Here is a 15,309-nt window from a genome sequence, read left to right on the forward strand (position 1 = left end):
GTCTCCTGGCAGGGGCAGCCGTGAGGCCAGCCTCCGCTCTTTCCCCAGCACGCTAGGTGAATCCGGAATCGGCTTCAAGCACCCCACCCGGCGGCTGGAGCGCCGGTTGTCGGTTCCGGGCCACGCCCCACGGGCCGGAGAGCGAACGGGCACGCACGCGGTCTTCCCCCTCCGGCCTGTCTCCCGCGCCCACCACCCCTAGCTTTTTCCCAGCGGGGGGCCCCGTGGGTGCCGCCCCGTCCCACTCACACATCATCCGGGAGAGATTCCATGAAGAAGCTCATTGGGGTTTTCGCGTCCGTGGCGCTGCTGGGTTCGGGTGTGGCCTTTGCCCAGGACAGCACGACGCAGCAGGGCGCGCAGCAGCCGTCGACGTCGTCCGGCAGCATGCAGGGCTCCTCCGGGAGCACGGGCAGCTCGGACGCCATGGGCGGCTCGGGGTCGTCCGCGGCGCACTCGACGGGCTCGTCGAGCATGACAGGCGCGAACGAGCTGACGGGCAAGGTCGTCAAGAGCGAGAGCAAGAAGGTCTACGTCAGCAGCACCAGCGGCGCGGTGGTGCCCCTGGATATCGACAGCAAGACGCAGTTCACCGACCCGAGCATGAAGAACGCCAAGAGCCTGAAGGAGGGCCAGGAGATCCGCGCCAGCTTCCAGGTGAAGGACGAGAAGAACATGGCGACCAGCATCTCGCCGAGCTCGGGCACGGGCGGCTCGGGCTCCGACCCGATGGCGCCGGACTCGTCCATCAACGAGGGCACGGGCGGCTCGGGCATGGATGACAAGAACCAGGGCACCGGCAACGACTCCACGATGAACCCGGACACGGGCTCCAACACGGGTTCCAGCAGCTCGCCGAAGACCTACTAGCAGCGCCACTCCCCTCCCCTGTTCCTCTCCCGACTGGGAGGGGAGCCCCGGCTCGCGGCCCCCGTTCGTCGGTGGGCCGCGGGCGTCTTTCCATGATGGGCGCTTCCGCGCCGCGGAAGCAGGAGCGGCATGGATCACAAGGCGGATGTCGTCATCCTGGGGGCCGGTGCCGCGGGGCTCGCCGCGGCTGAACGATTGATGAGCCAGGGCCTGCGGGTCATCGTGCTGGAGGCCCGAGACCGCGTGGGCGGCCGCGTGGCGACGCTCCGGGACACGGTGGCGGACGTGCCCCTGGAGCTGGGCGCCGAGTTCGTCCATGGCAGGCCCGCTGGATTGCTGAGGCGCATCCACCGGGCGGGGCTGACGGTAAGCCCATGCAACGACACGCATGCGCTCCTGTGGCGTGGGAAGCTGGGTGACGGGGACGACGCCTTCGCGTTCCAGGAGCCCCTGATGTCCGCGCAGGGACCGGACCGGCCCATGGCAGCGTGGGTGGCGGAGCAGGCGCGCATCCACCGGTGGCCGCCCGTCGTGTGCGCGATGGCGCGCTCGTACGTCCGGGGCTTCTACGCGGCGGATCCGTGCGTCGCGAGCACGCTCGCCATCTCGCGGATGGAGCGGACCGCTGACGCAGCCGGGGGCACGACGCCGTCGCGCGTGCTGGAGGGGTATGACCGCGTGCCGCACGCGATGGCCGAGAAGCTGTTCGCGAAGCCGGACACGCTGTTCCTCAACGCCGTGGCCGAGGAGGTGCGCTGGAGACCGGGCTCGGTCCTCGTGCGGGCCCGGACGAGGCAGGGCACTCCGCTCGGGACGTTCCAGGGGAAGCATGCGGTGGTGACGCTTCCCGTGGGTGTGTTGCAGGCGAAGCCGCCCGCTCCGGGGGCCGTGCGCTTCGTGCCTCGCGTGCGTGAGCAGGAGCGCGCCTGGAACCGGTTGGCGATGGGCTCCCTGGTGAAGGTCCTGCTGCGCTTCCGCACGGCGTTCTGGCGGGAGCAGGAGGACACCTCGCGCTTTGGCTTCTTCCACGCGCCCGCCTCCGCGTTCTCCACGTGGTGGACGCTGTCGCCCCATCGACGCACGCGGCACCTGGTGGGCTGGAGTGGAGGCCCTACCGCCGCCTCGCTGTCCCGCTCGAGCGAGAAGGTGGTGCTGGGACGCGCACTCCAAGGGCTGTCCCTGCTCTTCCATCTCCCCGTGCGGGAGCTGCACGCGCGGCTGGAAGCGTGGCGCGTACAGGACTGGCAGGCGGAGCCGTACACGCGCGGGGGCTACGCGGTCATTCCCTCGGGCGCGATGGACGCCGTCGAGACACTCGCGAGGCCCGTGGGGCGGACGCTCTTCTTCGCTGGTGAGGCCACGCACGTGGGCGGAGATGAAGGCACCGTGCATGGCGCGCTCGAGACGGGACGGCGTGCGGCGGACGAGCTGTTGGCCCGGCGCTCGAAGGCTTGAGCCCTTTCCGCCCTCCTGGCGGAGGAGCGGGCGGAGGGGCGCTGGCGCTGATGTGGATGCGTTCGCGCGTGGACATCTTCAGGGCATGCGCCTCTGGATCGCCATCGTCGCGGGATTGAGCATGGGTCAGGCGTACGACCCGGAGCCGTTGCCTCCAGAGGATCCGTCCGTGAGGGACCCCGCCGCCGCGGCCCTACAGGATGCCTATGAGCAGGCCAATGAGGACCGGAACGGTGCGCGGCCTCCGCAGGGCTATGTCATCCAGGCCCCGTCGGATCCGACCGAAGGCAGCTATTACTCGCTGACGCCCCTGATGTCCGATGGCAACCCGCCGGTCACTTCGGGCGATGTCGCGGTCCAGCAGTCCCAGAGGTATGTGCCGCCGCCCGTCCCCACGGTCTTCGAGCAGGAGCCCGCGTCGAATGAGGCGACGGAGACGGAGGCGGCGCAGCCCCAGACGGGCACGGGAGGCGCTGGAGCCGCGGGGAGCCCCACGGAACAGCCCGCCACGGGTCCGGGGGCGGCGGGGACGACTCCGACCACGGGTGGAACCACCTCGGGGCAGCCCGCGACGGGCTCGGGTGCCGCGGGGACTGCGCCAGCCTCCGGTCCCACTGAGACGAATGCCCCTGGCTTCGGCGGCGCCTACGACACGGGTGCGGCCTCCTCGGCCCCTCAGAGCAACGTCGCTCCGGAAGGCACGAGCGAGGCACCGCTGGATACGTCAAGCGTGACGGTGCAGGAGCCGGGGACCGCGACGGGCGGCGCGGGTGCTGCCGGCACGACGGGGACCGGATCCGCCGCGACGGGTGGGGCGGGCACGGCGGGAACTGGCGCCGCCGCTCCGTCTGACACGACCGCACCGGCCCAGACGCCCTCGGATCAGACGACGCAGGCTCCCCAGGGGGTACAGGGGCAAACCCAGACGCCGGTTCAAACAACGCAAGCGCCTCAGGGCGCGCAGGGGCAGGCCCAGACGCAGCAGGCCGCCGCTGCCAATGAGGAAGTGACGCGTCTGCGCCAGCGCATCGCGGACCTGGAGCAGGAGATGGAAGCTCGCGACACGCGCGCCACCGAGCGCACCCAGTCCGTGCAGACCCAGGTGGACACGCATGAGCAGCGCGCCTACGAGGCCGAGCGTGCCCGGCAGCAACGGCTGGCGCGGATCCAATCCGGCGGCCAGTGGATGCTCGCGGCGGATCAGGCGCTGGAGCAGGGCGAGATGAACGTGGACAACGCCCTGGACATCGCCGACGAGGATTTCTCCGTCGTTCGTCAGAGCGCCGCGGCCTTCGGGCAGGGTGGCGTCGTGGTCCAGGCCGAACGCATCCGCGCGCAGATCGCCTACGCCCGGGATGCCGCCAACCGCCGGGACAGCTACGCCGCGCGCATCGCCCTGCAGAGCGCGGGCGATGACCTGCGGCTGGCGCGCGCCGCGAGCCTGGAGCGCTCGGGCACGTCCAACTCGCTGCTCAATCCGTGATGCGCGGGGTGGTGCTCGCCGGTGCGCCCGCGGGCTTCGCGATGAGATAGCCCTGCACGAAGTCCACCCCGTGCCGGCGCACCCAGGACAGCTCCTCGGGCGTCTCGATGCCCTCGGCCACCGTCTGGATGCCGAGCTGCCGGGCGATCTCCAGCAGCTTCTGCACGATGGACGCCTTGTAGGGATCCGCGTGGACGCCCCGCACCAGCTCCATGTCCAGCTTCATGAACTCCGGCCGGAGCTGGTGGATGAGGTTCAGCGACGAGTAGCCCGCGCCCAGGTCGTCCAGCGCCACCTTGAAGCCCGCCGCCCGATAGAAATCCACGATGGCGCGCAGGTGCGCCGCGTTCGCGGCCCGGTCGGATTCGATGATCTCGAAGACGACGTGCGACTCCGGGATGCCCGACTCGCGGATGGCCGCCACCGTGGAGCGCAGGCAGTAGGCCGGATCGTAGATGGCCGTGGGCGTGAAGTTGATGAACAGGTGCGTGCTCAACTGGTGCCGCACCGCCTCGCGGATGGCCGTGGTCCGCGCGGCCAGGTCCAGCTGGAACAACAGGTCCGCCTCGCGCGCCGTGTCGAACAGCCGGTTCGGGGGAACCAGCGCCCCGTCGCGGTCGCGGCCTCGCAACAGCGCCTCGTGCGCGAAGACGCGCGAGGTGTCCTGCGCGTGCACGATGGGCTGGAAGAACGTGGTGAGCCGCGACTCCGCCAGCATGTCCACCAGCCACCCGGACTGATGCAGCGTGGTGAGCCGCTGCAGTGAGTCCACGCGCGGGAAGTCCGCCATGCCGGGCTCGCCGTCGCCCTCGACGAAGAGGGCGCGCGTGCCCCGCACCTCCTCCGCCGTCAGCACGTTGGGGAGGCTCGCGGAGAGCTTCCGCAGGCCGCCCTGCCTCATCCCCACCACGACACACTGGACGTCGGTGCGCAGCTGGAAGGTGTCCCCCGAATCACGCAGGTGCGCCACCAGCTTGCCCAGGCTGTGGCCCAGCGGCGGCCACAGGAAGAGACGCCCCGGTACGTCCGGCGTCTCGGGCAGGGTCTGGCAGCGTCCACATCCGTTCAACGGGGTCATGACACAGCCTTGGCGTCACGGGGTGTGGCGGAAGATGAGCAGCCCGCGCGTCGTGTCCCACCCATACACCAGCCCGTCCGCGACATGAACGCCCTGCAGGCCGTCGAAGTAGCTCTTGCCACGGCCCGCGTCGGTCTCGTTCCAGGTGTTGAAGTACCCGGCGGCCTTCGGCGTCCCCAGCGTGGACACGTCGTACACCCGCAGGCCGTCCTGGTAGTTGGCCACGTAGAGCGTGGTGCCCGACAGGGTCATGCCGCCCAGCGTCGCCTCGAGCCGCAGCGGCAACTCACCGCGCTGCACGATGGCCTCCGGGTTCGTGGCATCCAACGCCAGGATGGAGGAGCCCCACGCGTCCGAGCCCTGGTAGACGACCGCGGTGTCCCCCAGCTTGCCCACCGCCAGGGCGCTGGTGGAGGGCCCGCCGAAGCGGCCCAGGATCTTGGGCAACTTCGCCGTCGTCGCCAGGGGCGCGAGGTCCGTCACCGTGATGCCGTAGCTCCAGTTGCTCACGTACAGGCGGTTGTCCTGCACCGCCAGGGCATAGGGGTACTCGCTCAGGTCGGGCGAGGAGCCCTCCACCGTGTAGCGCACCACGAGGGTCGGCGCGGACGGCTGGGTCACGTCCAGGATGATGATGTCCGACTTGGGCAGGGGCGACGCCACGTAGAGCAGGTTGCCGGCCTTCGCCAGGCCGTCCACGCGCACCGTCAGGTCCCCCAGCACCGTCTTGTCGCAGGTGGGGACCTCCGGGTTGGCGAGGCTGCAGATGCGGATGCCCTTCGCGTAGGTGCCCAGGTAGAGCGTCGTGCCGTTGACGAGCGCGTTGGTGAACGTCTCCGAGGGAATCTTCTGCTCGGACACCAGCGTCGGGTTCGCGGGATCCTTCACGTTGTAGACGAACAGGCCCTCGCTGCCCGCGATGACGTAGGCGTAACCGTCCGCGACCGCCACGCCGTTGGCGGCGCCGCGGGGCAGCACGCCCTGGCCCAACAGCGCCACGCGGTCGGACTCGGCCTCGCCCTCGCGACGCACGACGCGCCTGGCGGTGAAGGTGCCCTGGCTCACCGTCGCGCCGTTGCCGCACACGCGCACCACCCCCAGCACCTCGCCCGGCCCGGAGGCCTTGCAGCCGGCGAACGCGTAGCGCACCGTCGAGCCGGCCGTGCTGCCCGCCACGTCGCTGGCCAGGAAGAAGGTGTCCGGAGTGACTTGCTTCGTCGTCATCGCCAGGCCGACGAGGAGCGGCTCCCCGGGCGAGAACCGGATGGACGAAGGGCCCGAGTAGCCGTCATTCAGGTCGACGTTGACGTTCCACACGCCTTCCGCCTGAACGGCACCCAACGTCGACCTGTCACAACCGGTCAGGTCGATGGCTTCAAGCTGACACTCAGCCTTGTTATCGGAACTGTCCTTGCCACAACCGAAGGCGAGGAGCGCGGTAGCGGCGACGAGAGAGAGACGATTCATTCCCTCCTCCATACCGGGCCATCCCGACCGCCGCCAAGTCCCACGGCGTGCATAGAGGGAGAAGCGCCGGGACGTCCACCGCAACGCAAAGAAACAAAAGGACCGCTTGTGCGTTTCCGGTGGGAGAGGGAGCCTTCCGCCAGGCCCCTGATAGCCTGTCTCCTCGCCGTACCGAGGTGCTTTTTGAACCCCCGTCCGCACGTCATCGCCGTGCTGCTGGCCCTGCTCCTGCCGGAGCTCGCGCTGGCCCAGGTCTTCGTCGTTCCCCGCCGCGCGGGGAAGACGCCCGTGAACAGCTTCGAGTTCGAGTGGCGGCATATCGACATCCTCGTGGGCCCCGCCGCCACCGGCCTGGCGAAGCCCGCGGACCACACCGCGCATGAGAATCCTCCCGGCACGCAGGGCGGCGCCAATCCGCAGGCGCCCACCACGTCGCCCCAGACGGGCGACCCGCAGTCTCCGCCGGGCGGCCCGGAGGTCACCCCTTCCGGCAACGTGACCATGGCACCGCCGGGTGATCGGATGCCCCCGACCGATGGCATCGCGCTCGACATGGGCGCGTCCGACGCCGGCATCCCTCCGACCGTCACGGGCCTTCCCGACGGCGGAATCCCGCCCCCGGGCGTGGTGGCGCTGGTGGACGGCGGCACGGTGGGCGACGCGGGCACGCTCGCGGGCGTCACCAGCGAGGACGGCGGCGCGGTGTTCTCCGGCGCGCCGCTGATGCTGGGAGGCGGCACGGACGGCGGCTTCAAGTACACCTACGCAAAGGACCTGGGCGCGAAGACGGGCGGCGTGCGCTTCTACTTCTACGAGCGCGAGCGCGAAGTGGCCGAGCGGGCCGCGCCCATCGTCGAGGAGGCGTACCGGTACCTGGTGGATCAGTTCAAGTACGTCCCCACGGAGACGTTCCCGTACATCCTCTACAGCAGCTACGCGGAGTTCCTGCAGACGAACGTGTTCGCGGTCTCCGAGGGCACGCTGGGCGTCACCTCCACGGAGGACCTGAAGCTGTCGCTGCCGTACCTGGGCGACCACCACCTCTTCGAGGAGGTCAGCACGCACGAACTGGCGCACCAGTTCACCATCCAGAAGGTGCGCACCGTGGCCGAGCAGGCCAAGACGTTCGGCGATCCGCTGGGTGGCTATCCGCTGTGGTTCATCGAAGGTCTGGCGGAGTTCTACGCCAAGCGCGGCCTGGACCCCGAAGCCGAGATGATGGTGCGGGACCTGCTGGTGAACCCGGACCTGATGAAGGGCTATGCCTTCCTCGACTTCTTCTCCCCCGGGCCGTACGGCTACCTGTGGATCTACAAGGTCGGTCAGGCGCGCGTGGCGTTCCTGGAGGACGAGTACGGCGCGGGCATCACCCAGCGGCTCCTGGAGGAGGCACCCCGGCTGGTGGGCGGCTCGCGCGATTCCCCGTCGCTCAAGTTCGAGGAGTTGCTGGAGCGGCTGACGGGGGATGATCCCAAGCGCATCTCCGCGCGGTTCGAGAACTGGCTCAAGCGCCGGGCGTTCAAGACGTACCTGGACTCGTCGCAGACGGCGCCCGCGCTGGACTCGATAGGCGAGACGCCGGGAATCGTGACGGCGATGGCCAGCGGCCCGGACGGCAACGTGCTGGCGCTGCGCACCATCATTCCGGAGACGGGCGAGAGCCGGCTGTACCTCACGGATCCGCGCACGCCGGGCAAGACGGTGAAGGTGGTGGGCGACGGCGTGCCGGGCGTGGAGTCCCTGCACCCGGTGTCCGGCCGCAACTTCGCGCTGACCAAGGACAAGCTCGCGTTCGTGGCGGAGCGCACCGGACGCGACGTGCTGTACGTGCAGGACTACGTGCACACCTCCGAGAAGCGGGCCACGGACGTGCTGGTGCGCCGGTCGGCCGTGCGCACGGGCATTGGCACGGAGGTGGGCCTCAACGTGACGCTGGAGACGGGCGACCGGCGCGCGTACCGCGTCGACAAGCAGGGCGTGCTGGCCATCTACTCGCCGGCCTTCTCTCCGGACGGCCGCTACGTCGCGTTCATCGGCATCAACGACACGGGCCTGCGCGACGTGTACCTGGTGGACCTCACGCAGGGCGAGGACGCGAAGATCCGCAAGCTCACCGACGACGTCTTCGCCGAGCGCCAGGTCACCTGGGGCCCGTCCGGCATCATCTACACGTCCGACGCGACGTCGCACCGCAAGTACAACCTCTTCCGCATCAAGCCGGACGCGCCGGTGGGACAGTCCGAGCGCCTCACCAGCGAGGACCGCGACGAGGCGGATCCGCTGGCGCTGCCTGACGGCCGCGTGTTCTTCGTGGCCTTCAACAAGAGCAGCTCCGACCTGCACGAGCGGCTGGCGGATGGCCGCATCGTGCGCCGCACCGACCTGACGACGGGTGTCTTCGAGCCGGGCCCCGGCCCCGACGGTGGCCTGTGGATGCTCTTCCACATGAGCGGTGAGCGGAAGCCGTCCCTGCTGCGCCCGCCGCGCATGCTGTCGCTGGAGAGCCCGAAGGAGCCGGTGGCGGATCCGCCCTCCCCCATGGCGCTCAAGCCGCTCACCGACGCGCAGGCCTACAGGCCCTTCACCCGGGAGAACATCGAGCTGGGGCCCATCTTCGGCTTCGCGGGCGCGGGCGGCGGCGGCTTCGTGGGCCAGGTGTTCGCGTCCGCGTCCGACCGGCTTCGCGACCACCAGATGGTCCTGACGCTGGCGGTGTACGGCTCCTTCGAGTTGACGGACGGCCTGCTGCTCTACGTCAACGACGAGAAGCGCACCACGTGGGGCGCCGGTCTGTTCCAGTCACTGCGCTTCCGCGTGGACAAGACGTTCGACAACCTGCCGCCGGAGCAGCGGCCGTTCTTCGTGTCGTCGGAGCGTTACTTCGGCGCGTTGGGCAGCCTGCGCTACCCGCTCAGCACCTTCTTCTACGTCCAGGGCGACCTGAGCATCGGCGGCACGAAGTACTTCCTGGATGACTACAACGAGTTCTACCTGGCGTTCCCAGAGCGCAACGTGTCGAACATGGAGCTCTTGTCCGCGTGGCGCGCGGACAACCAGCACATCCGTTTCCAGACGGAGCTGAGCGGGCGCGTCGGCTACGACAGCATCAAGTACCACTACGCGACGGGGCCGCTCGCGGGCAGCTCCGTGCTGCTGGAGGCCACCGCCGGCGTGCAGCCCTTCGACGGGCAGGCGTACGGCAACCTGCGCCTGGACGCGGAGCGGTACTTCCCCATCTACGGCCGCACCAACTTCTTCGCGCGCCTGGGCGCGGGCACCACGGCGGGCGGCCGCTACGCGCGCTCCTACTACCTGTCCAGCTTCGACACCCTGCGCGGCGTGAACTTCGGCGACGAGCGGTGGCTCCTGGGCCAGCACTTCGTCTACTCCACGCTGGAGGCGCAGCTGCCCCTCAACGACATCATCCGGGTGGCCTTCCTGAGCGACCTGGAGGCCATCGCCGCGGTGGACATGGGCGGCGTGGGCGACGGCGCGAGGGACCTCTGGGACCACCGCGTGCTCAACGCCGTCGTCGGCTTCAACCTGTCGCTGGGGCCCCTGCTGCTGCGCCTGCACTTCGCGAAGCCCTTCGACATCAACGCCGCCGCGGGCATGCCCGACGAGGGCTGGGTGACGAACTTCTCCATCGGCGTCGCCGGCCTCAACGGCTTCTTCGACACCAGGGGCGACCGCAAGCCCGGCTCCTCCACGCCGGGCCCTGCGCTGATGCCGGCACTGGGCGGCGGCTACACCACGCCCCTGGTGCACTGAGGTCAGGGGCGCGCTTCCCACTTCACGGGGAAGCGCGCTCCCGTGTCAGGACTGCGCGGCGACGAGGGCGGCGTTGGCGCGAGCCAGTGGCCCCCCGTCGTTGGGGATTCGCTCGAAGTCCCCGCGCAGGGCCTTGATGGCGAACTTCTCCAAATCAATCTCCCGGCGGGTGCGCACGCCCAGCCCCCGCACCAGCACGGAGAGGGGCCCGAAGCCGGTGAGGCCATGCTGGAGGAGCAAGGCCAGGGTGATTCCGCCGAGCACTCGCCAGCCCCGGCCGGACCTGCGGCCCAGCAGCAGGCCGCCGAGCGCCAGCGCGGGGACGCCCACGACCAGGGTGCGGTGCACGTCCCATTCGTGCTCCAGCTTTTCGAGGTACCGGCTCATCTCCGAGCGGTCTCCCTGCTCCGCCATGTAGCGGACACACGACTCCACATGGGCGTCGATGCGCCGGTTCATCGTGGAAGGCGCGTGGGCGCGCACGGCATCGGTCGAGGTCTGGTTCCAGGACTCCATCATCGCTCCCTTGACGGACTTGGGCCGTCCTCCAGCCTGCTCTCAGGAAAGCTAGTTCCGGCGGTCGTGTCCGTGCACAGCGCGGCGTTCCGTGGCCTTTGCCCGGCTGCTCGCCCCAGGGGGCGATGACGCCTGCCTCCCCTGTTCTGGAGGGCAGGCGGGCAGGCCTCACGCGGTCCGGCAGAGGCTCCTGGAGAGGGCAGGCGAGCATTCCGGGGAGGGAAAGAGTTTTCCATTCGCTGGGTGATCCAGGGCCCATGCGTCGCCCCTGTGGACTTCCTTGCAGGCGACGGGCGGCTCCTTCCGCCTTCCTGGCAGGGAGGCATGGGGCTTGCTCAGCGGTAGGACGATGATGCGCCTACGACTCCTGATCAGTCTCTCGATGCTGCTGGCCGCATGCGGTGCCGGAACGTCGAATCCCGATGACCCACAGCCCTCCGTGACCGACCCCGGCATCACGGACCCCAACACACCGGACTCCGGCTCGCCCGACTCGGGCACCCCGGATGCGGGGGCTTCCGACGGCGGCTCCGTGGATGCGGGCACCGACCCCGTGGATGGCGGGAGCACGGATGCCGGCACGGATCCGCAACCTGTTCCGGAGGTGGAGCGGCCCTACACGCTGCCGAAGCTCCAGACGGCGCTGCCGGAGTACGTGCTGATCATCCCTCCGGAGGCGATGGAGAAGTTCAACACGGACCCGTGGACGGAGGAGCAGGACGCGACGTTCCAGGCGAACGGCAAGACGCTCCCGGTGAAGGTGCGGCTGCGCGGCGCCTCCGCGCGCTTCTTCAACAAGAAGAGCTGGAACGTCAGCTTCGCGGACAAGGACAAGTTCGAGGGACGCACGTCGCTCAACCTCGTCGCCGAGTACGCCGACGCGTCGATGATCGCGGAGAAGATCTCCTACGACCTGCTGGCTGCGATGCGGGTGCCGGCGTCGAAGGCGACGTTCGTGCGGCTCTCCGTGAACGGCCACTACGAGGGCGTGTTCCTGGAGGTGGAGCAGGTCAACAAGGCCTTCCTCAAGGCGAGGCAGTTCCCGGATGACGACGCGTCCATCTACCGCGCGGGATGGAAGGACACGGAGTTCAAGACGTGGAAGGTCCCCTACCAGGGCGACTGGGTGAAGAAGACGAACGAGAGCGAGCCCGACGACGCGCTGTGGGAGGTGCTGGACGTCATCAACCACACGCCGGAGCCGCAGCTGGTGGCCGCGCTGGAGAAGAACCTGGAGATCGAGTCCTACGTGCGCTCCATGGTGTTGGACGCGCTGATGTCCAACAACTACGTGGAGGACTCCGAGAGCTACTTCATGCACGACGACATCACCGGGCGCTGGCGCTACGTGCCCTGGGACTTGAACAACGTCGACGCGCGCTGGTGGCACGAGAACACCGTCGCGGACCAGTCCGCCTCCACGAAGAACATGAAGCACCCGCTGTTCAGCTTCACGCTGCTGGATGGCTGGGTGGAGAAGATGTACCAGCAGCGCAAGTTCGAGCAGGGCAGCTACCCGGGCTATCTGCCGGCGTTCTCCAACATGGGCACGCGCGTGGTGCTGAACCCCGTGCTGCGCTCCCGCCTGGAGGCGCGGCTGGACAAGGCGCTGGACGAGGTCTTCACCTCGGCTGTGATGAACCCGTACATCGACCAGCTCCATGCGTTGATCAACGCGTCCATGCAGCAGGACCCGTACATGGACTACGCGAAGTTCAGCGCGGGCAAGGCGTACATGAAGCGCTTCGTGCAGGTGCGCCGCGAGTTCGTGATGGCGGAGGTGAAGCGGCTGAAGGCGGCGCAATCCACGCTGGTGCTGGAGGCGTTCGACCCGCGCGCGGGCTGGGTGGAGGTGGCCAACCACGGCACGCAGGCCGTGTCGCTCCAGGGAATGACGCTGACCACGAACCTGCGGGTGAACCTGGCGGGCGGTGACTACGCGCCCACCATCGTGAAGGCCCCCATGGGCGCGGTGCTGGGCAACACGACGGTGGCGCCGGGCCAGACGGTGCGGCTCACGGCCGCCTCGCTGGGCATCACCTTCCCCGCCAAGGGCGAGGTGGGCCTGTTCGACGGCACGTCGGTGGTGGGCGTGAAGGACGCGCTGTTCTACGGCGAGCTGCCCGCGGGCAAGCACTACGCCCGCGGCGCGGAGGGCTGGGAGGTGCGCTGAGCCCTACTGCCGCTCGCGCACCACCAAGGTGCGGCGAGCGGTGAGGCCGCGGTCGTCGGTGACGAGGATGTCGTGCGTACCCACGCTCGGCTTCCACCACAGGCGCTCCGCGGCCTTCGCCGTTCCCAGGACGGCGCCGTCCACGAACCACGTCAGCTCCCGGTCGTGCGCGGCCTCCGCCTCCAGGGGGATCTTCTGCTCCTCCGTGTTCATGCCCGGGATGAGCAGCGCCACCGTCCCTTCCGGCGGCGAGAGGATGGTCGGCGTGTCTCGCTCGCCTCCCGCGACGCAGCCGGGTGCCAGAGGCGGCGGTTCAGGCAACTGACGCTGCTGCTCCGCGAGCCACCGCCGCAGGCTGGACGGCCAGGTCAGGTACACGCGCGACTCCGTCTTGCGCCCGTCCCGGCACCCAGGCCCCACCGCCAGCCCCGTCGTCACGTCCACCTCCACGCGGTGGTGGTACGGACACGGTGTCGTCGGCACCGCCGTGCGCACCGCGTCCACCCGCTTGCGCTGCGTGCACGCGTCCGTGGGCAGGTGCCCCGAATACGCGCAGACCTCCACGCTCACCAGGTCCTTCGGCGGCGCGGCGTCCTCCTCCTGCACCGCCGTGCCTCGCGGGCCGATGCCTTCCAGGATGTCGAACAGCAGCGGGGCCGCGTTCTCCGCTCCCACCAGGTGCACGCTCGACGCGTGGTCGAAGTTGCCCAGCCACACCACCGCCGTGTGCTTCGGACCCGAACCCGCCGCCCACGCATCCCGGTTGCCGAAGCTCGTGCCCGTCTTCCAGTGCACCCGCGCCGGGAGTCCTGTGAGCCGCCGCCGCTCCGGGAAGTCCGGCCGGTCCCTCAACGCCAATGCCTGTCGCGTCAGCCACGACGCTCCCGGCGACACCAACGCCTGGGCCTTCTTCGGCGCCGTGTCCTGCGCCAGCACCCGCAGCGGACGCACCTGCCCATCTCCCGCCAGCGCCAGGTACACGCCCGTCAGCTCCAGCGGCGTCAGCTCCAGGCCGCCCACCGCCGCGGACAGGCCGTAGTGCCCCGGCCGTGGATCCAAGCTGGTGACTCCCGCCTGCCGCAGTGAACCCAGGAAGCCCTCCACGCCCAGCCGCTCCAACAGCCTCACGAACGGCAGGTTGAGCGACTGCGACAGCGCGGACTCCATCCGCACCAGCCCCAGGAACCGCCCATCGAAGTTGCGCGGCTGATAGCCGCCGTAGGCCACCGGGATGTCCGGCACCAGCGTCTCCGGGCCCACCAGACCCTGATCAATCCCCAGCGCATACAGCAGCGGCTTGAGCGCCGACCCCGGCGAGCGCGGCGTGGCGAAGCCGATGATCTGCCCGCCGTGCTGGGCATCGAAGAAGTCGAAGTTCCCCACCAGCGCGCGCACCTCGCCCGTCTCCCGGTCCGCCACCACCGCCGCGCCATTGTGGATGCCCTGCCGATCCAACCGCCGGGCCGCTTCCCCCAGCGTGCGCTCCACGAACCGCTGCGTGCCCGCGTCCAGCGTCGTCGCCAGCCACGTCTCTCCGGGCCGCTGCGCCTTGAGCCACACCGCCGCGTGCGGCGCTTCCCGAGGAAATGGCGTGAGCACGTCCGGCACCGTCGTCGCCCGCACCTCCGCCAGCACCGTGTCGGACGCGACGCCCTCCACGGCCAGCCCTCCGGACTCCAGGAGCCTCCGGGCAATGTCATCCCGGGCCGAACGCAGCCGCGCCTGGTTCTCCGGCGACGGGAAGCGCCGGTTCGGGTTCTGCGGCACCGCCAGCAGCGTGGCGATCTCCGCCGGGCTCAGGTGCTGGGCGGTGTGCCCGAAGTACGCGAGCGCCGCCGCCTCCACGCCCTCCACGTTGCGCCCGTAGGGCACGAACTGGAGATACGCCTCCAGCACCTCCTGCTTGGACAACCGCGCCTCCAACTGGGCGGCGCGGAACGACTCAATCACCTTCGAGGTGAACGTGCGGGGACGGGGCTCCAGCACGCGCACCAACTGCATCGTCAACGTGGAGGCTCCCGACACCCGCCGCCCCCGGCTCAGGTTGAGCCCGAGGGCGCGCAGGGCCGCGAGTGGATCCACGCCCGGGTGCTGGAAGAACCGCTTGTCCTCCAGCGCCAGGAGGGCGCGGACGTAGGCCCGGTCGATGCGGTCCTTCGGCGCGGGGATGCGCCACCGCTCGTCCGGGGCGAGGAAGACGTACGCGGGCGACCCGTCCCGGTACGCCATCACCACCGAGGGAGGCGCCGCCAACCGCTCCGGCAGCGGCACCCACCAGGCCGCCACGAGGCCCGTGCCCAACAGCACGAGCCCCGCCAGCGCCACCCCTACCCACTTCCTCACGTTGAGACGCACGCGACGCATGGGGCCTAGGGGGTGTCCCTAAACGAGAGAAGATGAACTGCGGCCGAGGGTAGCAGTCGTGCCCTCGGCCGAGCATCAGCAGGTGGGGTTGCACTGAAGCGGGGCCATTGCCTACCCCAGGGGATGCACCGA

9 protein-coding genes are annotated in these 15,309 nt (G+C 69.8%); 5 read left to right on the plus strand and 4 right to left on the minus strand.

Translation table 11 applies throughout. The annotated features are described in order from the left end of the window. Positions 1-270 precede the first annotated feature (270 nt). From D7V77_RS32505 to D7V77_RS32515, 3 genes are all read left to right on the plus strand, one after another. Positions 271-870, plus strand: a complete 600-nt coding sequence (locus D7V77_RS32505) for a hypothetical protein (RefSeq protein WP_120580161.1) — start codon at positions 271-273, stop codon at positions 868-870. Between the two features lie 129 nt (positions 871-999). Then, complete coding sequence (locus D7V77_RS32510; protein WP_120580162.1) at positions 1,000-2,325, plus strand: NAD(P)/FAD-dependent oxidoreductase; 1,326 nt, start codon at positions 1,000-1,002, stop codon at positions 2,323-2,325. Between the two features lie 85 nt (positions 2,326-2,410). After that, entirely contained in the window at positions 2,411-3,808 is a 1,398-nt protein-coding gene (locus D7V77_RS32515) for a hypothetical protein (RefSeq protein WP_120580163.1), read from the plus strand. On the opposite strand, the gene D7V77_RS32520 is transcribed toward D7V77_RS32515, so the two are convergent. Together D7V77_RS32520 and D7V77_RS32525 are read right to left on the minus strand one after the other, a co-directional pair. Then, on the minus strand, positions 3,798-4,886 hold the full coding sequence (locus tag D7V77_RS32520; RefSeq protein WP_120580164.1) for an EAL domain-containing protein: 1,089 nt from the start codon (positions 4,884-4,886) through the stop codon (positions 3,798-3,800). The two genes, D7V77_RS32515 and D7V77_RS32520, sit on opposite strands and share 11 nt — an antisense overlap. Before the next feature lie 15 nt (positions 4,887-4,901). Beyond that, the gene (locus tag D7V77_RS32525) at positions 4,902-6,353 is read right to left on the minus strand and encodes an LVIVD repeat-containing protein (protein WP_158624535.1); all 1,452 of its coding nucleotides are present in this window, start codon (positions 6,351-6,353) and stop codon (positions 4,902-4,904) included. A gap of 183 nt (positions 6,354-6,536) precedes the next feature. Between D7V77_RS32525 and D7V77_RS32530 the strand changes: the two genes are divergently transcribed. Beyond that, positions 6,537-10,124, plus strand: coding sequence for a PD40 domain-containing protein (locus D7V77_RS32530; RefSeq protein ID WP_120580166.1), 3,588 nt, complete (start codon positions 6,537-6,539; stop codon positions 10,122-10,124). Between the two features lie 45 nt (positions 10,125-10,169). Here D7V77_RS32530 and D7V77_RS32535 read toward each other — a convergent pair whose 3' ends face one another. Then, the gene (locus tag D7V77_RS32535; RefSeq protein WP_233597370.1) at positions 10,170-10,643 is read right to left on the minus strand and encodes a hypothetical protein; all 474 of its coding nucleotides are present in this window, start codon (positions 10,641-10,643) and stop codon (positions 10,170-10,172) included. A gap of 346 nt (positions 10,644-10,989) precedes the next feature. Between D7V77_RS32535 and D7V77_RS32540 the strand changes: the two genes are divergently transcribed. Further along, positions 10,990-12,813, plus strand: a complete 1,824-nt coding sequence (locus D7V77_RS32540; RefSeq protein ID WP_120580167.1) for a CotH kinase family protein — start codon at positions 10,990-10,992, stop codon at positions 12,811-12,813. A gap of 3 nt (positions 12,814-12,816) precedes the next feature. Here D7V77_RS32540 and pbpC read toward each other — a convergent pair whose 3' ends face one another. After that, entirely contained in the window at positions 12,817-15,177 is a 2,361-nt protein-coding gene (gene pbpC / locus D7V77_RS32545; protein WP_120580168.1) for a penicillin-binding protein 1C, read from the minus strand. Between the last annotated feature and the right edge of the window lie 132 nt (positions 15,178-15,309).

This window comes from Corallococcus sp. CA041A, from assembly GCF_003612075.1.
GTDB classification, from domain to species: Bacteria; Myxococcota; Myxococcia; order Myxococcales; family Myxococcaceae; genus Corallococcus; species Corallococcus exiguus.

Excerpts from the sequence above, each read along its gene's own strand:
- D7V77_RS32505 (WP_120580161.1), top strand. The coding sequence starts at position 271 with ATGAAGAAGCTCATTGGGGTTTTCGCGTCCGTGGCGCTGCTGGGTTCG.
- D7V77_RS32510 (WP_120580162.1), top strand. The coding sequence starts at position 1,000 with ATGGATCACAAGGCGGATGTCGTCATCCTGGGGGCCGGTGCCGCGGGG.
- D7V77_RS32515 (WP_120580163.1), top strand. The coding sequence starts at position 2,411 with ATGCGCCTCTGGATCGCCATCGTCGCGGGATTGAGCATGGGTCAGGCG.
- D7V77_RS32520 (WP_120580164.1), bottom strand. The coding sequence starts at position 4,886 with ATGACCCCGTTGAACGGATGTGGACGCTGCCAGACCCTGCCCGAGACG.
- D7V77_RS32525 (WP_158624535.1), bottom strand. The coding sequence starts at position 6,353 with ATGAATCGTCTCTCTCTCGTCGCCGCTACCGCGCTCCTCGCCTTCGGT.
- D7V77_RS32535 (WP_233597370.1), bottom strand. The coding sequence starts at position 10,643 with ATGATGGAGTCCTGGAACCAGACCTCGACCGATGCCGTGCGCGCCCAC.
- D7V77_RS32540 (WP_120580167.1), top strand. The coding sequence starts at position 10,990 with ATGATGCGCCTACGACTCCTGATCAGTCTCTCGATGCTGCTGGCCGCA.
- pbpC (WP_120580168.1), bottom strand. The coding sequence starts at position 15,177 with ATGCGTCGCGTGCGTCTCAACGTGAGGAAGTGGGTAGGGGTGGCGCTG.